Source organism: Actinosynnema sp. NPDC050801, from assembly GCF_040673975.1.
Taxonomy (GTDB): Bacteria; Actinomycetota; Actinomycetes; order Mycobacteriales; family Pseudonocardiaceae; genus Actinosynnema.
In genome coordinates, this window is sequence record NZ_JBFAQZ010000003.1 from 503,647 (window position 1) to 525,356 (window position 21,710).

Consider the following 21,710-nt stretch of genomic DNA (forward strand, 5'->3'; position numbering starts at 1 on the left):
TTGACTGCCCATCACGACCGGGCTTACCTGCTCGCGGTGCGGAAGTGCGCCTGGGACAGTGTGTCGGTGTCGAGGTTGTCCATCGCACAGGCGTCCGGTTGACCGCCCGGCTGCCAGGCCCACCCGAAGGCGCCGGCGTTGGCGCCGTCCCGGACGTAGGCGTTGATCTTGATCGACACCTGCGTCGCCCGGGCGGCGAACGAACGCGCGCAACCCTCACCGGTCGCGTTGGCGGGCAACCCGAACTCGCCGACGACGAGCGGCTTGCCCGCCGAGTTGGCCTTGGCCGCGACGTAGTGGGTGGAGATCGCGGCGTCCGCGTCGAACTCGTGCACGGATGCGACGTCCACGCCGCGTGAACCGGACAGGGCGCGGTAGTTCGCCTCTCCCCCGACGGCCTGAGGGGAGACGGTTCCGGCCGAGAACAGCCGGTCCGGGTCGACACCGGTGGCGATGTCCCCCATGGCGTCGTAGAAGTCGCGGACCTGGCGCCAGGTGTTGTCCCCTCCCGGCTCGTTGAGGAACTCGAACCAGGCGATGGCGGTTTCGCCGCGGTAACGTTCGAGCAGCTGCGCCATGTGCCGGCGGTAGGCCTCGCGTTCCTGGGGGTTGCCGAACCACTCGGGTGTCTTGTGGGTCTCACCGCAGCCGGCGATCGCGTCGTCGAGGGTGATGGTCAGGTAGACGTTGTGCCGCCGCGCCGCCACGACCGCCGCATCGAGGGCGGTGAGGTCCCACCCCTCGAAGAAGAACAGTCGGACCGCGCCGTGGCCATCGTGGCGCATGCCGGCGAACCAGGCGTCGACCTGCGCGGGGGTCATCCTCTCGTCATCACGGCCGCAGTCGCCGCTCCAGACGGCGGAGTTGTAGCCGGTGAACCACCAGTCCTGGCCGTTGCGCTGGATGTTGTCGCCCTGCACGGTGATGCGCGGCAACGAGATCGCCGGGGTGCCGATCAGTTCCGCGGAGTCGATCGAGATCGTGCCGGAGGCGACGGTGAGGGTGACCGTGTGGGTGCCTGCGGCGAGCGCCGCGGAGGTGAAGAAGGGCACGTTGTCCTGCCGCAGTGCCCCCTGCTGCGACACGGTCGTCGGTGCGCCTCCGTCGACGGTGACGGTCGCGGTGCCGTGGTGTGGCGCCACGGCTCCCTTCAGGATGACCTGCGCACCGGTGAACCGGAGCTGCGCGCGGGCGCCGACGTCGCTGGAGAAGTGGTCGTCGGCGTTGAACTTCGCCGGTCTGCCGGTGGTCGTTCCCCACGTACCGCTCGGATAGGTGAAGTAGGTCGGGTCGGCGTCGTTCACGACCTGGCCGGCGCTCTCGGCGGCGGGCGTGGCGGCGGCGGGCGTGACGGCGGCCGCAAGCGTGATCACCGTGGCGACCAACGATATCGCGAGTCTCATGGGCCGGTTGTACAGCGGCTCCAGGGGACCGGTCCCTGGGTCGTCCCCGGTGCTCCGGCCTGGAGCCGGCGCACCGGGGACCGACGCGCGCCCAGGATCTCCTCGGCGTTCTAGTGCAACAGGTCCAGGTCCTTCGGCGCGAGCGCGGTCGATTGCACGAGTTCCCGGAGCAGGTTGTCGTTCAGGGCGTTGCCGACGGGTTCGCCGACCTCGTCGCGGGTCAGGCCGTGCACCCCTCGGCGGGACAGGCGTTCGCGCACGACGCTGACCCGGCGTTCGAGCTTCTTCGCGGTCCACCCCGCGTCGGGTTGGAGCTCGGCGAGCCGGAGGGCGGCTTCCTTCCACGTCAGCGGTTTGGGGTTGGGCTCGCGCAGCAGGTAGTTCCGGCCGAGGGCGACGAGCATCAACTTCTCGTCCGGGGTCAGCGCGTACGGCCGGGGCGGGTCGGTGTGGGCGCCGTGGCGGGAACCGGGCTGTTCACCGTCGGCGCCGGTGACGTAGACCTCCAGCAGGTGCTCCCGGTCCCGTGAGCCGGGCACGTACAGCGGCGTGTACCCCTCGGCCAGCGGGATCACGCCCTCCTCGGCGAAGAGCCACTGCGACCGCGGCAGGCGGATCGGCCTGCGTCCCCTGTTCCGCAGCCACCACCGGCCCTGGTGGTGGGTCAGCTCGCCGTGCCTGCGGCTGACCTGCGGGTCGTCCTCACCGACGCAGACGTGCACCAGCGGGCGGTTTCGTCCGAAGTAGATGATCCGGCCGTCGCGCGGGCCGACCGCGTACCCGCCGCCGAGGGCGACCACGTAGACAGACCCCGGCACGGCGCGTGGGACGCCTTGAATCAGGCCGTCGTGTCCCCCGGGCAGCAGGATTCCGCCCGGGTGTGCCAACTCGGGCTCCACTCACCGACCTCCTCACCTGTGGCAGACCGCCCCGCGCAGGCCCTCGGTCTGACTCTCGTAGATCTGGTCCTCACCTCTGGTGCCGCGCACCAGGAAGCAGTACTTGCGGCCCGGGTCGGGATCGATGGTCACCGTCGCCGTGTGGCTGAACTCGACGATCTCCGTCCGGCTCGGCTCGCCCTCGGCCCAGTAGCTGACGGCGAAGTACAGCCGCTCGTCCGTCGAACTCCAGCTGAGCGAGGCCTTGTCGCCCAGATCGGTCGGCGCGTCCAACTCCACCACCGGCACCGCCGCGTCCGTGACCGGCGGCAGGGGGTCCGTCGCCGGTGGCTCCGGCGCGGCACGAGGCCACAGGACGACTGCCAGTACGGCGGCCGGTATAGCCACCAGAGCCGCGTACCAACCCCACCGCGCGGGTCTGCCCGGCGGTGCCTGGGGCACGTCGGCCGCCGCCGTCGCGGGCCGCCGCGCCGGATCAGGGGCCAGCATCCGCCCGATGGCGGTGGACAGCGCGACGGGGACGTCGGGCCGGCTGACCGCGGGCACCGGATCGCCGAGCACGCGCAGGATCCGCTCGCCGGTGAGCTCCCCGATCCGACCCGGGTGTGGCGACCTCCCGGTCAGCGCGAAGTGCAGCACCGCGCCGAGGCCGTACACGTCGGTCGCCGCTTCGACGACGCCGGTGCGCAGCGTCTCCGGCGACACCCACTCGATGCCGGCCAGCGGATCGCGCCGGAACTGCTGCCGCTGCGCCACGCCGAAGTCGGCCAGCACGGCCTCGCCGTTCCCGCGGAACAGCACGTTCGCCGGGGTGATCCCGCCGTGCAGCACGCCGAGCGCGTGCGCCGCGGCCAGCGCCCGCGACAAGGACTCGCACAGGGCGCCCACCTCGTCGGACGACAGCGGCCCCTCCCTGCGCACGCGGTCGGCCAGCGAGTCGCCGCACAACTCCATCCGGAACGCGTGCTTGCCGCCGTCGACCAACTCGACGCCGTCCAGCGGCAGCACCGGCGCGGACAGCCCGGCGAGCTTGGCCCGTTCCCGCTCGATCGTCGCGAGCGTGCGCCGGTCGAACCTGCCGGGGAAGACCTTCAACGCCATCCCGTCGACGGCGTACACCTCGGCGACCGGGCCGGTGCCCAGCAGTAGGCTCATCGGATCGCGAACGCCGCCCTGATCCGCGAGCCGAGCGAACGCCCGGCAAGCGCACCGCGGATCTCCGCAACGGCCCGCCACGCGGCCCTCACCGTGCCCTCGTCCGCTCCGGCGCCCGACCACAACGCCGCGTCCAGGTGGATCGCGAGGCGGTGCAGGCTGTCCACGACGGGTCCGCCGGAGACGGCCGCGAGGTCGCGGGCGGTCATGCCGGGTGTGATCCGGGTGCCGTGCGCACGCAGCAGGTCGCGGGTCTCCCACCAGGCGCCGACCACACCGCGGGCACCGGTGAGGCGCTTGCGGCGCGAGGTCCGGACGAACTTCCCGACCGGAATGGCGAGCAGCACCGCCACGAGCAGCGCGAGCAGGACGGCCAGACCCCACAGCGCCAGCGTCCCGACCCCGGCCCAAGGACTCCTGCCGTCCACCGGTGCGGACGCCGACACGGGCGGGTCGGGCAGCTTCTCGTTCGGTGGCGGCAGCTCGGCCCGGGCCTTCGCCATGACCTCGGCCAGCTTGGTCGGCGCCGGACCCGCGTCGCTCGCCGCGCCCGCCGGATCGAGCGGCACCCAGCCGACGCCCTCCACCGCGACCTCGGGCCAAGCGAGCACGTCCTTGTTGCGCACCACCACCTCGCCGTCCACCGGCTCCCGGGACGCGCGGTAACCGACGGCCAGCCGGGCCGGGATGCCGACGATCCGGGCGAGGACCACGTAGGACGCGGCGAACTGCTCGCTCGTCCCCCGCTTGGTGTCCAGGAGGAACTCGCGCAGCTGGGGCCAGCCGCTCCCGGTCGGCAGCTCGGAGCCGGTCGCGACCTTGTAGTTCTCGCTGAGGTACTGCTCCAGCACGAGCGCGGTCCGGAACGTCGGCCGCGCGTCCCTGGTGGCGGTGTCCGCCAGGTCGGTGATCTCCTCCCGCACGGTGCCGAGGTCACCGGGTCGGACCTCGGACGACACCGCGGCGTCAGCCAGGCCGGAGAGGTCGCCGAACGGCTCCCGCCAGCGCAGGTCGTACGCCACCGGGCCACCCCGTTGCGGCAGCAGCAGGGTGCCGGCGTCCTGGTCGACGAGAGGCCTCACCGCGCCCGTCACCGAGGTGGGCACGGGCTGGCTCGGCAGCCACCGCGCGCCGCCCGGGACCGTGACGTGCGCGGAGTGCTGCGTCGTCGGCACGGTGATCCCGGCGGGCGGCGCGATCTCCGCGCCCAGCCTGCGGTACCGGTCGCTCGCCGTCCACGTGACGCCGTTGAAGCCGTCCAGCACCACCAGTCGCCAGCGGTCCACGGGCGTGTCGCTCGTGTACCTGAACACCTCCGTGCCCGGATCGGCCAACCGCGCCGCGACCTCGGTCAGCGGGCTCACCTCCCTCGGCAGCGGAACCTGGGCGAACTGGTTCTGCCGCACCGAGTACGGGGGTCCCGTCGGCACCGCCAGGGTGGCGACCCCCGCCACGACGCTCAGCCCGACCGTCAGCGCGACCGCCGACCGTGCCGGGGAGATGAACAACCCGGCGACGGCGACCCCGTAGGCCAGTGCCACCAACGTCGCCACCGTGCCCGACGTGGCGATGAAGGCCTGGCTCAGCAGGAGCAGCCCCAGGCTCGGCAGCACGGCCGCGGCGGGCCGGCGCAGCAACTCGATCCCCGCCATGGCCGTGAGCAGCACCAGCAGCGGCACGAACAGCAGCAGGTCCGCCTCCGGCCGCACCGGCCACGTCGATTGCAGGGTGAGCTGCCAGGAGTCGGTCACACCGGCGACCAGCCGCGTCAGGCTGTCCAGGGTCGGCAGGCCGTTTCGCGTGGTGTCGAAGAGCGCCAGTTCGACCAGCGCGAACGCGCCCACCAGCAGCGCCAGCAGGGGCCGCCACGGCCGCAGCGCCGGAACCCTGAGGCACAGCTCGAAAACCGCGTAACAGGCCACGACGGCGGCGGCGATCGGTGGCACCAGCGCCCACAACCCGAACACCGGGGCGAACAGCAGACCCGACATCGCGGTGGCGAGCAGCAACCAGACCGCGTGGACCCTCGTCATGCGATCACCGTCTGCCACTGGCGGATCGCGTCCACGGCGCTCGCCGCCCGCAGCACCCGCACCCCCGGCACCTCCGGCGCGGTGCCGGGCAACCCGACCACCAGGATCATGTCACCGTACCGGGGTCGCATGCCGACCAGTGCCGCACGGTCATCCGGCGAGACGGCCACCGCGGAGGAGGCCACGACGAGGGTGCCGCCGCCCGCCCGCGCCAGCGCACCGGGCACGAGCGGCAGGCCCGCCTCGTCGGTCCGTGCCACGACGCACAGCTCCTCCAGGTACCGCTGGACCGCGTCCCACCCCGAGTCGGTGGCCACGTCGACACCGCCTGGCGTCACCAGCCGACACCGGTGGTCGGCCTCGGCGGCGGCGACGACCAGGGACGCCGCGAGTTCGACCGCCTCCTCGAACTCCGGCGCGGTGACCTCCCGCCGGTCGTCCAGCAACACGGTGAACTGCGGCTGGTGCGGGTCGGCGTAGTCGCGGACCATCAGCTGCCCGGTCCGTGCCGTCGCCTTCCAGTGCAGGTGGCGGACCTCGTCGCCGGGGACGTACGGGCGCACCTCGCGGATGTCGAGCGACCCCCGCGGCGAGGTCTCCGTGGCCTCCCCGTCGTGGTGGTGCAGCGGGAGCCCGCCGGTGACGGCGCCGACCGGGTGCGTCCGCGGGTACACCCACAGCGTCGCCGTCCCGCCGAGGGAGAGCTCGGAGCGGCCGAGGCCGAGCGCGTCGGCGCGGAACAGGGTCAGCGGGCCGACCTCGTGCCTGCCCCGCCGCCCGGTCGGCAACTCGTTCAGGTAAGGCTGTTCGGCACCGGCCCCGAGCGGCCGGACCGCGACGGTCACTCGGTCCTCCCCGACCCGGTCGACCGCGGTGAAGCCCCCCTGCCGCCGCGTGCCGGGGTTGTGGACGCGAAGCGTGATCACGGCTCGACCGTGCCGCTCGACCCGGTCGGGGAACAACTCGCGGATGACCTCCACCCGGGGCTTCCGGCCCGCGACGCCGAGCGCGGCGACCACCGCGCCCACCGCGATCGCACCCAAGCTGACCAGCAGCGGGTAGCCCGCGACCAGACCGAGCACGATGAGCACGAGGGCGACCGCGAGGGTGCCCACGCCACGTCGGGTCAACCGCATGGTCAGGCTCCCGACGCGTTCGTGACCGCGACCGGGACCGGGATCTCGGCCAGCAGGTCGGTCACGATGCCCTCGGCCTTGCGCTGCCGCAGTTCCGCCTCCGGCTTGAGGATCAGCCGGTGGTCGAGCACCGGGTGCGCGACCTCCTTAATGTCGTCGACCGTCACGAACGTGCGCCCGTACGTCGCCGCCAGCGCCTGTGCCGCGCGGACGAGCGCGATGGTGCCGCGCGGGCTCGCGCCGTACCGGACCTCCGAGTGCAGCCGGGTCGCGGAGGTGATGCTCGTCGCGTAGTCGACCACCGCGTGCTCGATCCGGACGGCACGCACCTGCGCGATCGTGCTCCGCAGCGTCGGGATGTCCACCACGGCCCGCAGTTCGTCCGGATCTACCCCGGCACGGTCGCTCAGGACCACCAGCACCTCGGACGCCCGGTCCGGGTACCCCATCCGCAGCCGCATCAGGAACCGGTCCAGCTGCGCCTCCGGCAGCCGGTACGTGCCCGCCATCTCGATCGGGTTCTGCGTGGCGATCACCATGAACGGCCTCGGCACCTCGTGGGTCTCCGCGTCGACCGTGACCCGCTGCTCCGACATCACCTCCAGCAACGCCGACTGGGTCTTCGGGGTGCCGCGGTTGATCTCGTCGGCCAACACGACGTTCGCGAACACGCTGCCCCGGTGGAACGCGAACTTCTCGTCGCTCTGGTGGTAGACCTGGACACCGGTGATGTCGCCGGGCAGCAGGTCGGGCGTGAACTGGATCCGGTTCCAGGTGCCGCCGGTGCTGCGTGCCAGGCACCGGGCGAGCGTGGTCTTGCCGAGCCCGGGCACGTCCTCGATGAGGAGGTGCCCTTCGCTGAACAACGCCGCCACGGCCAGCCGGACGATCTGAGGCTTGCCCCGGACGACGTTCTGGACGTTCGCCGCGATCAGCTCGTACACCTGACCGGGAGTCTGCGTCACGATTTCCCTTTCCTTCACTGAGAACTCACCAGGGCACCCGGTTCGACGGGATCGGAGTAATCGGGGTGCCGTCCCGGCTGATCACCTCGACCCACACCGTTTCCCCGATGCCGGCGTAGGCGAACGCTTGGAAGGTCGCGCTGCCGTTGGCATCGGTTGTCGTTGTGTGCCCGTCATTTTCGTAGGTCGTATTGGTGCTGTGCGGCTTGACGGTGTAGCGGGTGTCGGGGTCGAATCCGGTCAGGACGACGCGCATCCACGCGCAGCTGTCGTTGACGTCGCCGCACCACTCCTCGGTGCTGTCGCCCTCGCTCAGGTGGACCTGCGGCGGCGGCACGGCTTGGTGGGTGGCCGAGGCGGGCGCGCCGGTGAGGAGCTGCCCGTTCGGTGCCCTGGTCACCGCGGACACCGTGAAGGTGACGGCCTGGGATGCCGGCACCTGTCGGTACACGACCTGGGTTCCGGTCACCTGCTGCGTGCCGAGGCCGGTGGCGGTGACCTCGTAGTGCGCCGGCGTGCCGCCGTTGAGGGCCGGCTGTGCCCAGGTCAGCGTGACGTCCCGGGCCGGGCGGGCGTTCGCGTTGTAGCTCGCCTGGAGGTTGACCGGCGCCGCTGCCGGTGAGACCGGCGCGTTCGGCGTGACGGGGCCGGTCGACGCGCCGGGGCCGGTGCCCACCTGGTTCGTCGCGGCCACGGTGAAGGTGTAGCTCACGCCGTTGATCAGGCCGCCGACCTGGTACGCACCCGCTCCGCCGCCGACTTGGACGGACCCGGTCCCACCGTTGCCCCCCTGCCAGGACACCACGTACGAGGTGATCGGCGCGCGGTTGTCCGGTGCGGCGCCCCAGGTGACGGTGGCCGAACCGTTGCCGGGCTGCGCGGCGACCCCGGCCGGGGCACCGGGACGGCTCGGCGGCACCGGGGGCGGCGCCCGCGTCGTGAGCACCGGGACGGTAGGTCGTTCCGTCCGACGGGGCTCGTCGCCGGGTTGCCCCGACTGGTCGGACGACTCCGGGCTCGGCTTCTCGGTCGGCGTGGCTGCCTTCCGGGTCACGTCGACGTTCGCCACGCTGCCGTCCTCGGCCACCACCAGCACCTGCGTGCCGGTGCTGTCCTCGACGTAGACCCGCTTGTCCTCGCCCAGCGACAACCGCGGTTCGCCCGTCTTGTCCCTGAGCGGCTTCTCGTCCTTCCTCTTGCCGTCCACGCCGTAGGTCAGCACGGTGCCGTTCTGCCGGTCCACCAGCGCGACGATGTCACCGGTCGACACGGGGCCGTCGTAGTCCCCGGTGCCGAGCGCGACCGTCACCGACTCGGCCGGTGTGGTCCTGGTGTCCACCAGGACCAGGCTGCTCTGCGTCGACCCCGGGTCCAGGATGGCCAGCCGGCCGTTCGCGTCCTGTGCGGCGGGCCTGGAGTTGGGCGACAGCGGGACGCCGAGTTCGACGCCCTCGCCGAGGGTGTCGCCGTCGATGAGGTGCAGCCTGCTCGTGAACAGGTCGAGGAACGCGGGCCGCCCGTCCACGACGGTCAGCGCGCCCGCGTGGTCCGGCGGCGCGGACACCGGGCAGCCGGAGACCTCGACCGCGTCCCTGTCCACCGTGCAGATCTGGCCCTTTCCGGTGCGGTGGAACCACAAGGTGCCGTCCTGGGTGACCACCGGGGTGCCGATCGCACCATTGGTGGCGATGGACGCGGCCGGGTCGCCGAGCCGGACGATCCGGCCGGTGGTGGGGTAGACCGCGTACGGTCCACCGACGACTTCGAGGCCAAGGGGTATCTCGTCCGAGGGGGGTTTCGCCGATTGCCGCGGCGTCAGCGACTCCTTGTCGAACTCGGTGATCCGGTTCGGGCCGACCACCCAGCCGCTGGTGTCGCTCTGCAGGACCTGGCTGCCCACCTCGGCGTCGAGCGCGAACTCGGCGTCGAGGTTGGTCGTCGCCCCGTCGACGTGGAACACCACCCCCAGGACCGAGTTGTACATCCAGTGGCCGGTGTTCGCGAACCTCGCGGCGGACAGCGGTGGGGTCACTCCGGCGACGACGGCGACCACGACCGCCACGCACACGACGGCAAGCAGGACGAACGGCTGGCTCGCGCGGGCCGCCGAGCGTTTGGTGGTCACGGGGCGGGATGCTAGCGACGGTGTCCGGGGACCGGTCCCCGACCTCACTACCTGCGGTTTCATCACTGGGACAGGCGGAAGCTGTCACGGACGGCGGTGATGAGCGGTTCGGCAGCCGCCCACTCCTCCTCCAGCGTTCCCGGGTCGGTGGCGTACAGCGAGAACGTCAGCTTGTAGAGCGCCCCGGATGCCACGGCCCTCGTCCGCGTGCGGTAGTGGACGGTGTCGGCGCGGTAGGTGCACTCGAAGTTCGCCGACGAGGCGTCGCCGGACAACTCGAGCCGGCGGTAGTCCAGGTTCTGCTGTCTCGTGCGCTGGGCTTTCTCCTCGGCCTTCAGCGAGTCGATCGCCGACGCCCCGGGCTCGCTCGTGTTCCGCTGCACCTCCACCTTCAGGGTGCCGACCTTCGGGTCGGTCCGCCTGCCCACCCAGGTGACGGAGCTGAGTGCACCGTCGATCGACGAGGTGCGCGGCCAGTCGGCCGGGATGCCGATCTCGAAGCCCAGGCGTTCCCGGTAGGTCTTCAGCGTGAAGTCCTGAGTGCTCGCCGCGGTCGACGCGGACTGGGTGGTAGTGGGCAACGCGGTGCCCTGACCACCCGGTGGCAGGTTCGCCAGGACCACCGTGACCACCACTGCCACGACCACGACCGCGGTGCCGATCGCGATCAGCGGCCCACGCGTCGGCCGCGACCTGGGAGGCGGGGCGGGAGGGAGCGTAGGGGCGTCCGGCGCGACCCGTCCCGGTGAGGGCTCCGGCAAGAACGGCGGCACCGCGGTGCGGGTGTTCGGCACGGTCCCGTGGGCGACCGTCTGCTCACCGGTCGGGTTGACCACCCTGGTCGGGTACTCCAGCCGCACCCTGGTCCCGGGCGGTGCCGAGGCCGGCAGGGCGGCGATCTCGGTCAGCTTGTCGATCGCGTTCCTGGCCGTCATGCGCTCGGCGGGTTTCTTGCGGAGCAACCCGTCGATCACCGGTGCCAGCCGACCGACCTTCGGATCAGGGGCCGGCTCCCAGGAGAGCACCGCCCCCAGCGTCGCCTGGACGTCACCTCGGGAGAACGGCGTCCGGCCGACGACCATGCCGTAGAGCATGATGCCGACCGACCACAGGTCCGCCGCCGGCAGCGCTTCCTCTCCGCGGATCCGCTCCGGCGATATGTACTCCGGCACTCCGGGGAGCTGTCCGGTCGCGGTGAGCACCGAGTCGCCGTCGATCAACGCGATCCCGAAGTCCGTGAGCACGACCTGGTCGTCGACGAGCATGACGTTGCCCGGTTTGACGTCCCGGTGCAGCACGCCGTTGCCGTGGGCGTAGTCCAGTGCCTCCAGGATCTGGATCCCGATCCGCGCGGCCCTGTCCACCGCCATCGGGCCGTCGGCTTCCAAGGCGTCGCTGAGCGAGCCCCCCTGCAGCAACTCCATCACGATCAACGGCAGGCCCCCGTCGGTCACCACGTCGTAGACCGTGATGACCCTGGGGTGCTTGCTCAGCTTCGCGGCCGCTCTGGCCTCGCGCAGCGCACGCCGGACCTCCGGGTCGTCGTCCCTGATCACCCGCCCCCTCGGCGGCACGATCTCCTTGATGGCCACCTCTCTGTCGAGGTACTCGTCATACGCATGCCAGACGATGCCCATTCCGCCTCGACCGAGCGCCTGTCGCAGGCGGTACCGCGCAGCGACAAGTCTCCCCTCGCCCTCAGTCACGCCCGCAATATACCGACCACCCTCCGTTGCCGGACCGCATTCCGGCACATACCGGGACGGCGGAAGAAAAGCGGGTCCACTCGGTCTGCCAACGGCGGGCCTTTGATCGACCAGGTCATTTCCCGCGTCGGGAACCACCTGTGTCGACTCGTGCTGGCGACCCTGCCCGCTCCCCTCTCGCGGGCAGGGTCGATCGCATTCTCGTTCGGCGCTCGTCCCACGCCTGCGCGTTCCACGAGGCAGTCGGTGCCCCGGTCCAGGACGGACCGTACCCGCCGGCGCGGGGACCCCTCCCGACGCGCTCTGCCAGGTACGTGACGAGCCACGGGACGGGTGTGCCGTTCAGCGCAGGGCGCTGTTGACGTCGGTGAGTTCGGCGGCCAGGTCGCGGCAGCCCGCGCATTCGTCGAGGTGTTCCTCCACCTGCGCGGTCTCCCGGCGGGTGAGGCCGCCACGCGTCCAGGAACCGAGTTTCGCGCTGGTGACACGGCACCGATTCGTGGGGTCGCCGACCAGATGGGCTTCGACGTAGGCCTTCTTGAGGCCTTCGCGTGCACGGTAAGCCAGCGCGGACACCCCTTTCGGGGTGAGGTCCAACAGCGATGCTACTTCCTCGGCGGGTTTTCCCTCGATCTCGGTGTGCCACAGCACGGTCTGCCAGCGCTCCGGGAGGCTCGCGAACGCCCGCGCGGCGAGCGATCGCTCCAGCGCCGACACAGCGGGGTCTTGGAAAGGGGGCCGGGAGGACTCGACATCCGTTACGGCCTCCACGTCGTCGGCGAGCACGAGCTTCTTGTCCGACCGAGTCCGGTCGTAGGCGGTGTGGCGCAGTGCGGTGAGCAGGTAGGCCCGGAACGCCGACTCGGGTCCGCCGCCGGTGCGCAGCGCGTCCAACACCTTGGCGAACGCCTCCGACACCAGGTCGTCGGCTTCGGCGCTCGACCTCGCCACGGTGCGGGCGAGGTTGCGGGCAGCGCGGACGTGACGTTCGTAGAGCCGTCCGTAGGCCTCGATCGCTCCGCCGCGCACGGATTCGATCAGTTCGGCGTCGGACGGCGGCCGGGAGGGGAGCGGTCCGCCGGCCGGGTGTGCATCGACCTGGAGCGCGCGGTCGAGGTCCAGGCGCAGTGCCGCCGTGTCGGCGGTGCGCCACCGCTGCACGTCGTGCTCGTCGACGTAACCGGGGTGGCGTTGCACGCGCGGCGGGGCCGCGGCGGGTTCCGGGGTGCCGATGTCGCTCGGGGCGTCCTGATCGTCGGAAAGGATCGCGCCGCCGTGGTGGATCAGCAGTTGCGCGGCCACTGCCCTGGTGGCTTCCTCGTAGCGCCGTTGCGTCGTCCTGGGGTTGCTGTTGACGCGCGAACTGACCCGCGCCACGCGTTCGTTCATGGGCAGTCGTTCTCCGCCGGGGACCAGGCAGGTCATCTCGGCGAAGACGACGGACTGGTAGGACGGCAAGGACTCCACGACCGGGGTGAGCAGAGCGACGATGCGTCGGCGGGTGGCCGTCACGTCGTCGTCGGGTCGTAGCCGCGCCAACCCGGTCAGGAGAGGCCCGATCGGGGGCAGGGGCAGGGCGGGGCCGCCGATCCCGTGTCCGCGGGCGAGGTCGCGCAGTTCCTCCTGGAGCGCGGCGACCTTGCGCTCGGTGTCGGGCTCGATCATCGTGGTCGCGTGGCGGGCCAGGATCTGCCGCACGGCGTCGGGTCGGGTGCGGCGCCGCGCGTCGCGGGCGCGGTCGGTGCCCAGTGAGGAGCGCTCGACCAGGGACAGCAGTTCGGTGAGCGACACGGTGCCGACAGCGGTCGCCGTCGCGTCGCGGACCAGCGCGATCGTCGCCACCGCGAGCCGGTCCTGTCCGGTCTCGTCGCCGAGGGCCCGCACGAACTCAGCCGCACCCGGAGCATCCGGTCCGGTGGGGCGGGCAACCGGGGCGGTGCGCTCGGCCGGCGCGACGTGGTGGCCGATCTCGATGAGGGCCAGCGTCGTGGCGATCCGGCGTTGGGCGTCGTTGGGGGTGTCGGGGAACTCGGAGTGCCCGGACGTCACCTTGGCCAGCCAGGCAGCGTGTTCCCGGACCCGGTGGTGGTCGGGAGGTGCGGTGTCCGAGGGCGCGGTGTTGCGGGGTGTCGCGTCAGGGGGTGTGGTGTCGGGGCGCGGTGGTGTCATGACTCCCCGCCGTGGTCGTGCTTGACATGCCGGGCGCGGTAGCGGCGCAGGCGTTGTTCGACGGCTCCGGGTGTGGTGTCCAGGTCCTTGGCGATCTCGACCAGCGTCGAATCGTGCAGCACCAGAGGTTCGGCGACGACGCGGACCTTGGGCGGCATCGCCTCCAGGGTTTTGCGGACGTAGTCCTCGGAGGTGACGCGCCGGGCGGGATCGGCGTCGAGGTCTAGGTGTCGACCTGTGGTGCCGTACCTGCCGACGGGATCCTCGGTCGGGATGTCGGGGACCTGTTCCCTCCGCCAGCGGTCCCACACGTTGGGGAAGCGCTGGACGCAAGTGCCGACGAAGTAGGTGGTCAGCGAGGCACCGCCCGCGGGTGTCCAGCCACGACCCTCCACGGCCAAGCGGCGGAAGAGCGTCAGCGCCTCGGCGATGGTCTCGTAGGCAAGTTCCCGGCGGTCGTCGTCGGAGGTGGCTAATCGTGCTCGGTGCCAGGTCTCGTGCTCCAACCGCCGCCCTTTCGCCGCGCACTCGGCGAAGATCCGGCCGCGCCGCAGCCAGGGCAGCAGGACCCGCAGCGCGTAGGCCACCAGGTCCGCTACGAGGGTGTCGTACTCGGGGCCGGTGAACCCGGCGGCCCTGACCCGCGCGAACAACTCGGCGTCGGCTTCGCGTCTGAGCAGCCGTTCCAACTCCGCGTCTTCGACGACTCCGACGTCCGGTTCGTCGGTGTCCCGCAGCCCGGTGTCATCGCGGAAGGCGTGTGCCACTTCGGCGAGCTGGTCGGCATCGGCGAGAGCCGCGGGTGGGGAGCCGTCGACGCCGTGTTGTAGTTGTGCGGGGTCGAGCGCCGCGTGTGTCCGACTGCGCTCGCTGCCCATGCTCCCTGCTTTCCACCGTCACGCGCCGTCGACGCCGAGCCGAGTCCTCGGAGGAGAGGACACGCCCTCTCGTATGTCGGTGCGGGGCGTGGACCCTACGGATCCGCCGCGGAAGTTTTTCGGATCTTCCTCACGTAGGCGCGGCCGGGATCGGCGACCTACATCCCTGGTGTCAGCCGGAGGTACGGCCTCCGGATCACCGAGCACCGACAGGACGAACCCATGCCCGCTCCGACCTCGGGCCCCACCCCGGGCAACGACCCTTGCCACGACGACCGCCGCGACCGCGGGACGGATCCGCTGCTGTCGCTGCGGACGGCGGTGGTCCTCCTGCCGGCCGTGCTCTGCGGAGTCGGCACGGTCCTGCTGCTGACGTGGGCCGGGCAGCACCCGGGCCTGACGATCCCCAGCGGGGTGATCGGTGCCGCCGGCGCCACGGCCTTCTTCGACCGGGTGATCGGCAGATGACCGACCGGATCACCCGACGACCACCGCCCACTCCCCTGCCGCCCACCACACTGCCGCCGCCCACTTCAGACGCCGGCGTTCTCGGCGACCTTCGGACGCTTGCGGCCCGGGGTCCACCAGTTCAGGTCGCCGAGCAGCGCCATCGTGGCCGGGACGAGCAGGCAGCGGACGATGGTCGCGTCCACGGCGATCGCGACCGCCAGGCCCACGCCGAACATCTTGATCGTCGGGTCGTCGTTGGGCACGAAGGCGAGGAAGACCCCGACCATGATCGCCGCCGCCGCCGTGATCACCCGGCCGGTGCCGATCAGACCCTCGCGGACCGAGCGCAGGTTGTCCCCGGTCAGCTTCCAGCGACGTTGCACGTCGCTCAGCAGGAACACCTCGTAGTCCATCGACAGGCCGAACAGCAGGGCGAACAGCATGAGCGGCACGAAGCTCGGTATGGGCACCGGGCCGGAGAGCCCGATCCACGTCACACCCCACCCCCAGGTGAACACCGCTGTCAGGACGCCGTAGGCCGCCCCGATGGAGATGAGGTCCATGGCGGCCGCTTTGAGGGCGAGCAGCGGCGCCCGGAAGGCCGGCAGCAGCACCGCGACCGACAGCAGCAGCACGACTCCGATGACGAGCGGCAGCCTGTCGGTGACCCGGTCGGCGAGGTCCACCCGGGCGGCGGCGCCGCCGCCGACGTGCACGGTCATGCCCGGCACGGTCTGGCCCCGCAGGCGGTGGACGAGGTCCGCCGTCGCCGGGTCACCGCCCGAGGTCGTGGGGATCACCTGGACCGTGACGACCCGCCCGTCCTCGGACAGCCTCGCCGGCCCGACGGCGGCCACCCCCGGCTGGGACCGCACCACCGCCTCCAGCGGGGGCACGCGGGGATCCCGGGCGTCGGTGGCCGGCGTCGACAACCGGGCCAGCACGGTGAGCGGCGTGCCCGCGCCGAGCCCGAACGCCGCCGAGATGGCGTCGTCGGCCTGGCGGACGGCGGTGGTCTCCGGCCAGGACCCGGCGTCGAGCTGGCCCAGTCGCAGGTCGGTCGCCGGTGCGGCGAGCAGGGCCAGCAGCACCAGCGCGGCCCCGCCCGCCAGCCAGGGCCGGCGCGTCGCCCGGTCCGCCTGGCGCGCCCAGAACCCACCGGGACCGGTGCGGCCGGACAGCCGGTTGAACAGCCTCCCGCCGCGGGCGACCCGGCGCCCGGCGAGCGAGGTCAGCGCGGGGAGCAGGGTGAGCGCGGCGAGCACGGCGAACAGGACCGCGATCCCGCACGTCCAGGCGAGCGTCTGCAGCAGCGGCACCCCGGTCAGGGCCAGTCCCGCGAGCGCGACCGCGACCGTCACACCGGCCACGACCACCGCCGTGCCGGAGTCGGCGACCGCGCGTTCGATGGCCTGCGGCACCGGCAGACCCGCCCGCGCCACCGCGCGGAACCGGCTGAGCAGGAACAGCGAGTAGTCGATGCCGACGCCGAGACCGACCATGAGGGCCAGGGTCGACGCCTGGGCCGGCATCGAGGTCAGGTTCCCGGCGAGCCCCACGATCTCCAGCGTCGCGAGCACCGAGAGCGCCGCGGACAGCAGCGCCAGCGCCGCACCGACCAGGCCGCCCAGCGCGAGGAAGAGCACGAGGGCGGCCAGGACCAGGCCGAAGTACTCGTTGCCGGTGCTGCCCGAGCCGTCGAGGACCTGGGCGAACGCACCACCGGGAAGGACACGCAGACCGGCGTCGGCGGCGGGCCGGGCGGCGTCGGTGACCGCGTGGGCCATCGGCTTGGTGAACTCGGCCCGGCGGACGTCCAGGCCCACCGTGAACCAGCCGGTGCGCCCGTCCGCGGACAGCGACCCGTCCCGCAGCGACGGCGGTTTCACCGTGGTGACGTGCTCGACCCCTTGCAGGGCGGTCGCCGTCGCCGCCAGCACGGCGGAGCGCGGCCCGTCGTCCAGCCGCCCGTCCGGTGCCACCAGGATCACCGTCCCGGAGGTGAGCGGGCTCCCCGGTGACGCCGTCAGGTCCCGCACGAGCTGGGCGTCCGTACCCGGCAGGCTCACGTCGTTGTCCGTCGGCGTGCCGATCACCCGCGCGGCCAGCACCAGCGCCAGCGCCGACAGCACCCATGCACCGATGACGACGAACCGGTGCCGGGCGCAGACCCGGCCCACCGCCGCGATGGCCCTGGCGGCCGGGCCGTCGTGCAACGCAGCACTCATCAGTCCCCCAGCCCTCAACGGCCACCAGGATTCCGTCACCCCATCAAGTGACAACCAGCGGGGGGTGGTGACTTCGGAGAGCGTTCGGTCGACGCTGGGACGGACAGGTCCGGACGAGGTCGGGAGGCCGCGGTGGAGATCCCTGAGGAAGTGCTCGACGCGGTGATGGAGGTCGAGGTCGGGCTGCTGATGATCCCCGGCGTCACGGGTGTCGGTGTGGGCCTGCGGGAGGTGGACGGGGAGGTGCTCGACGACGACCTCGCCGTGCGCATCCTCGTCGAGGACCTCGACGACCTCCCCGCGGGCCTGCCGGACGCCCTCGCGGGTGTGGACGTCTGCCTGGTGCAGCGGAGCTACGAGCCGTTGGCCGGGGCGGACCTCAAGCGGTACCCCGACCTGCACGGCGGCATCCACATCACCAACCCGAACCACAGCGACCACGGCACCATGGGCGCGATCGTGCAGGACGCGTCGGCGATAGCGAGCGGCCAACTGCTGGGGCTGACCTGCTTCCACGTCGTGGGCGACCGCGGCGCCGACTTCCCCTTCACGGTGTGGCAGCCCAACAGCCCGCCGCCGTTCCCCCCGCCGGTGCCGCGCGACGACAACGTCGGTCGCGTCGCGAAGGTGGCTTTCCCGGACTTCGCCCTGACCTCGGGCACCGACCCGATCCGCATCGGGGGCTTCGACGCGGCGGTGTTCGACCTGGACGAGGCGTTCGCGCACAACCGCACCGCGTCCCGGCACATCATGGGCCAGGACGCGCAGCAGCCGAACCTCGCCGACGCGATCACCGCCACCGACCGCGCGATCCGCACGGACATCGAGGTCAGCAAGCGCGGGGCCATGACGCGGGTGACCCACGGCAAGGTCGTCTCGCCACGCCTGTCCATGCCGTGGAGGACACCGTTCGGCCCCAACCGGTTCATGATCGCGTCGATCGAGCTGCGGGTCGACCGGGCGCGCAACGGGGGCGACCTCGTCTTCGCCCGGCCCGGCGACTCGGGTTCGGTCGTGGTGCTGGGCAACGACCCCACCACCGCCGTGGGCCTGCTGTGGGGCGCTGACGACACCGGGTCGTGGGGGGCCATGTGCGACATCCAGCTGCTGGAGCAAGAGCTGGAGATCTCGATGGTGTGGGCGTAGCGGTCAGACCCAGTCGTCCGGTATCCGGACCACGTCGACGAACACCGACCGTTCGAGCAGCTCCAGCGGGACGCCGGGCGGTGAGTCGGTCGCGGCGAACTCGACCTCGCGGACCCGCAGCCGCAGCGGACCGCGGTCGTCGGGTGGTTCGGGCAGGTCCACGGTCTCGTTCACGACGCCGGTCGCCATGAAGTCGTCCACCGGGAACCACGCCGGCACGTCGTCGGGCGCGTCGGGCAGGCCGGTCAGCTCGACCGTGCCCGGGTCGGTGCCCGGCGGGGCGACCAGGTGCTCCAGCACCACCTCGAACAGGTTCGGCGGATCCGGGGCGGTGCCGGTCAGCTCGACCAGCATGCCGGTGTCGGTCCGGCTCACCACGAGCCGCCGGTCCGGTGGCAGCCGCACCGGGTCCGCCACCACCGCCGTGGACAACGCCAGGCCGCGCAGGCTCTCGCGCTGGTAGCGAGCCAGCACCAGCTGCACGAACGGGTAGTACGACGACACGGGCGGCGCGATGCGGACGTCGGCCAGCCACCGGTCCCCGGCGAGTGAAACCCCGTGCGGCACCACGTGCACGTGCTGTTGCGCCTCCGGGTGCAGCACCCGGTCGGCCTCCTTGCCGGGGAACCACGCCGGGTCCGGGAACGCGGGCGGCGCGGGCGAGGCGAACGCCGGGTCACGCCCGATCCGCGTCACGAACGGGCTCTCCGCCCCCGCCGCCACCAGCACGCCGAGCGCCTCGCCCTCACCGGTGACGAACCACGGCCGGGCCAGCTCGACGCGCAGCCACCCGCCCTCCCGCACCCGTTCGACCCGGAACTGCGAGACCTGCGGTGCGGACCAGCGGAACGCGGGCCCGACCGAGAGCACGACCGGCGCGGGCGGACGGGCGCTCGACGGGATGACGACCGGTGGTTGCGCCTTGGCGACCCGGAACGCGCTGTCCGGCTCCGAGTCGTGGAAGCAGTCGCGGAACCGGCTCACCGCGGTGAGGGTGTACACGACCCGCCGGTGCTTGGTGTCGCCGAACGAGTGGCGCAGCGGCTCGAACCGGGGCGCGCCGCGCTCGACCGGCTCGGTGTGCAGGTGCTCCACCTGCACGACCTCCTCGCCGGTGTCCGACTTCTCCGTCCACCGCGCGGCGACCGCGACTTCGAGCGTGCTGTCGGTGTTGAGGTCACCTTCGCCGAACTTCGGGTGCAGCACCGCTGTCGTGTCGCCCTCCTCCCGGACGACCGCGTCGCGCGCCAGCCGCCAGCGGGGCTCGACCAGCGGCCGGCGGACCGCGTGGACCAGCCGCAGCACCCGCGGCGGCGACAGCAGCGGGTGGCCGCCCTTCTGCGCCTCCACCAACGACTGCGGCGGCACGCCCGGCTGGGTCAGCCAGTCCTGCATCTCGAAGTGGGCCACGTACTGGTCGCGCAACGTCGAGGACAGCGCCACCGTCACGTGCTCGCCCTTGGCCAGCCCGACGACGAGCCGGTCGCCGTCCCAGTGCAGGGTGATCGGCCGGTCGGGGCCGCGTTCGACCAGCTCGACCGACTTCGCCACCGGGTCCGGCCACGCCGGGTGCCACGCCGAGCGCTCCACGATCGGCTCGGCCACACCGCCGGGTTCGGCGCGCAGCCGTGCCGCGACACCGGCCACCGCCGGGTCGGGCAGGCCGCCGCCGCTCTCGAACGCCGCCAGCGCCCGCCGTGCCCACTGCCAGGACTGCTCCGCGGTCACCGGCGGGTCGAACTCGCCGTGCTGCTCCACCAGCGTGAACCCGGCCTCCGCCGGCACCAGGCCGCGGCGGTCGGTCGTCGGGTAGGTCGGGTCGTCGGCCGAGACCTGCGCGACCGTGCGGTCGTGGTCGCCGCGGATCACCAGCCGGTCGACGGTCGCGCCGACCGCGAGCGGACCGGTCACGTGCACGACCGGCGGCGGCAGCGGCTCGTGCCTGCGGTAGACCACGGTGTCCGTGGCGGTCGAGCTGGGGCTGTGCTGGTCCACCGACAGGCCACCGCCCGCGAGGTCCGCGATCCGCACCCGGAGGTTGTAGCTGCGGGAGAACCGCAGCGGCGGCAGGCTGCCCGGCGCCAACCGGTGCTCCCAGGTGAAGTCGAACGGCAGCGCGACGCCGGGCTTGCGCGCCGCGCCCCCGGTGGCCGACAGCAGGTCCGGCCGGGGCACGACCAGGCTCCACCCGTCCCAGCGGGTGACGATCTCGTCGGCCCGCAGCGAGCCGTCGGCCACCCGGACGGCGGCGTTCGCCTTCACGTGCCCTTCCTCCACCTGGTCCCGTTCGGCGATGACCAGGCCGTTCACCCGGTAGCCCGCCTGCCGCGCGCACAGCGGGTGCCAGCGCTCGTCGTCACCGGCGCGCACGTCCACGCGGTAGCCCAGCACCAGGTCCTCGGCGTGGAACTCCGCGTCGCTCAACGACTCCAGGGCCGAGTTGCGCGACGCGGTCTCCGTGAGGCGGGTGAAGTCCTGCGCACGGCCCGGCCGCACGACCGCGATCCCCGCGGAACGGATGGGCGGCAGCGCCGCCGCCCCGTCGGACACCGCCGTCTTCGCCGCGTCCCTCAGCCTCCCCACCGCGCCGTCCACGTCGACCGTCGTGACCGCCCAGCGCGGCCGGGGCCGGTCCGCGTCGTCGGTGACCCGGCTCGCCTGGTCGAGGTCGAGCAGGCCGGCGCGGATGTCGGTGGCCGCGTCACCGGACGGCGCGGGCACGAACCGGTCGTCGGTGAGCAGGTAGTGCGTCCACGGCGCGGTGACCAGGAAGCTCAACGGCGGGTCGGGGCAGCGGATGGACAACAACCGCCCCGCCGGGTCGCCGACGGCCAGCGCCGACCGGTCGAGCACCACCTCGAACACCAGGCCCAGCTTGCGCAGCACGGCGGGGTGCTCGCGCAGCAGCGACACCGTGCCGTGGAAGTCCCGCGCGACGTGCACGGGCACCGGTGGCGGCTCCGGCTCGGCCGGGACGGGGGTCTCGTCGAACCACGTGGCCAGGTGCGGTCGCACCACGGCGTCGGTGTCGTCCGTGCCCGCGACGGCCACGTCCTTGGCCGACGCGCGGTAGGTCGCCGCGACGTGTCCCGCCTGCCCGAACGTGTCGTCCACCCGCGGCGGCGGGTGGCTCCTGGGCGTGAACTCGTGCACGAACCCCGCGTCACCGTCGAAGAACGCGTGCCACACCGCCGAGTCGGCCACCTCGCGGTAGGTGATCGGCACCTCCACCGCCCGGATGCCCTCGGAGGTCTTGGTGCGCATCTCGAACGAGGCGGAGGCGAGCGTGGCGGGCCAGTCCCGCAGGCCGAAGTCGGCCACCGTCCCCGACGCCAGCCGGGGCACCACCAGCACCTGCACCACGGCCTGGTCACCGGCCAGCCCGCCGGGGATCGGCACCCACAGCAGCTCGCTCAT

At 72.5% G+C, this 21,710-nt stretch carries 14 protein-coding genes; 2 read left to right on the forward strand and 12 right to left on the reverse strand.

Annotation, left to right across the window (positions count from 1 at the left end; translation table 11 throughout):
* Positions 1-23: 23 nt before the first annotated feature.
* From AB0K14_RS10210 to AB0K14_RS10255, 10 genes are all read right to left on the reverse strand, one after another.
* Positions 24-1,403, reverse strand: a complete 1,380-nt coding sequence (locus AB0K14_RS10210; protein ID WP_360461280.1) for a cellulase family glycosylhydrolase — start codon at positions 1,401-1,403, stop codon at positions 24-26.
* Positions 1,404-1,513: 110 nt separating this feature from the next.
* Positions 1,514-2,221, reverse strand: a complete 708-nt coding sequence (locus tag AB0K14_RS10215) for an FHA domain-containing protein (RefSeq protein WP_360461277.1) — start codon at positions 2,219-2,221, stop codon at positions 1,514-1,516.
* 93 nt (positions 2,222-2,314) lie between these two features.
* Entirely contained in the window at positions 2,315-3,457 is a 1,143-nt protein-coding gene (locus AB0K14_RS10220; RefSeq protein ID WP_360461275.1) for a serine/threonine-protein kinase, read from the reverse strand.
* Positions 3,454-5,490, reverse strand: a complete 2,037-nt coding sequence (locus AB0K14_RS10225) for a transglutaminaseTgpA domain-containing protein (RefSeq protein WP_360461272.1) — start codon at positions 5,488-5,490, stop codon at positions 3,454-3,456. The genes AB0K14_RS10220 and AB0K14_RS10225 overlap by 4 nt, the downstream gene beginning before the upstream one ends.
* On the reverse strand, positions 5,487-6,626 hold the full coding sequence (locus AB0K14_RS10230; protein WP_360461269.1) for a DUF58 domain-containing protein: 1,140 nt from the start codon (positions 6,624-6,626) through the stop codon (positions 5,487-5,489). Before AB0K14_RS10230 ends, AB0K14_RS10225 begins: the two co-directional genes overlap by 4 nt.
* 2 nt (positions 6,627-6,628) lie before the next feature.
* A complete protein-coding gene (locus AB0K14_RS10235) occupies positions 6,629-7,591 on the reverse strand; it encodes a MoxR family ATPase (RefSeq protein ID WP_360461267.1) in 963 nt (320 codons plus the stop codon).
* Between the two features lie 25 nt (positions 7,592-7,616).
* Positions 7,617-9,716, reverse strand: coding sequence for a fibronectin type III domain-containing protein (locus AB0K14_RS10240; protein ID WP_360461264.1), 2,100 nt, complete (start codon positions 9,714-9,716; stop codon positions 7,617-7,619).
* Between the two features lie 62 nt (positions 9,717-9,778).
* On the reverse strand, positions 9,779-11,422 hold the full coding sequence (locus AB0K14_RS10245; RefSeq protein ID WP_360461261.1) for a serine/threonine-protein kinase: 1,644 nt from the start codon (positions 11,420-11,422) through the stop codon (positions 9,779-9,781).
* 342 nt (positions 11,423-11,764) lie between these two features.
* The gene (locus AB0K14_RS10250) at positions 11,765-13,591 is read right to left on the reverse strand and encodes a sigma-70 family RNA polymerase sigma factor (protein ID WP_360461259.1); all 1,827 of its coding nucleotides are present in this window, start codon (positions 13,589-13,591) and stop codon (positions 11,765-11,767) included.
* Positions 13,588-14,469 carry a hypothetical protein gene (locus tag AB0K14_RS10255; protein ID WP_360461256.1) on the reverse strand — a complete coding sequence of 294 codons (882 nt, stop codon included), beginning with the start codon at positions 14,467-14,469 and terminating at the stop codon, positions 13,588-13,590. Before AB0K14_RS10255 ends, AB0K14_RS10250 begins: the two co-directional genes overlap by 4 nt.
* A gap of 222 nt (positions 14,470-14,691) precedes the next feature.
* On the opposite strand from AB0K14_RS10255, the gene AB0K14_RS10260 reads away from it, so the two are divergent.
* A complete protein-coding gene (locus AB0K14_RS10260) occupies positions 14,692-14,937 on the forward strand; it encodes a hypothetical protein (RefSeq protein ID WP_360461254.1) in 246 nt (81 codons plus the stop codon).
* 65 nt (positions 14,938-15,002) lie between these two features.
* Here AB0K14_RS10260 and AB0K14_RS10265 read toward each other — a convergent pair whose 3' ends face one another.
* A complete protein-coding gene (locus AB0K14_RS10265; protein WP_360461251.1) occupies positions 15,003-17,147 on the reverse strand; it encodes an MMPL family transporter in 2,145 nt (714 codons plus the stop codon).
* 132 nt (positions 17,148-17,279) lie between these two features.
* On the opposite strand from AB0K14_RS10265, the gene AB0K14_RS10270 reads away from it, so the two are divergent.
* Positions 17,280-18,293: a hypothetical protein gene (locus AB0K14_RS10270; protein ID WP_360461248.1), complete on the forward strand. Its 1,014-nt coding sequence runs from the start codon at positions 17,280-17,282 to the stop codon at positions 18,291-18,293.
* Between the two features lie 3 nt (positions 18,294-18,296).
* On the opposite strand, the gene AB0K14_RS10275 is transcribed toward AB0K14_RS10270, so the two are convergent.
* Positions 18,297-21,710, reverse strand: coding sequence for a hypothetical protein (locus AB0K14_RS10275; RefSeq protein ID WP_360461245.1), 3,414 nt, complete (start codon positions 21,708-21,710; stop codon positions 18,297-18,299).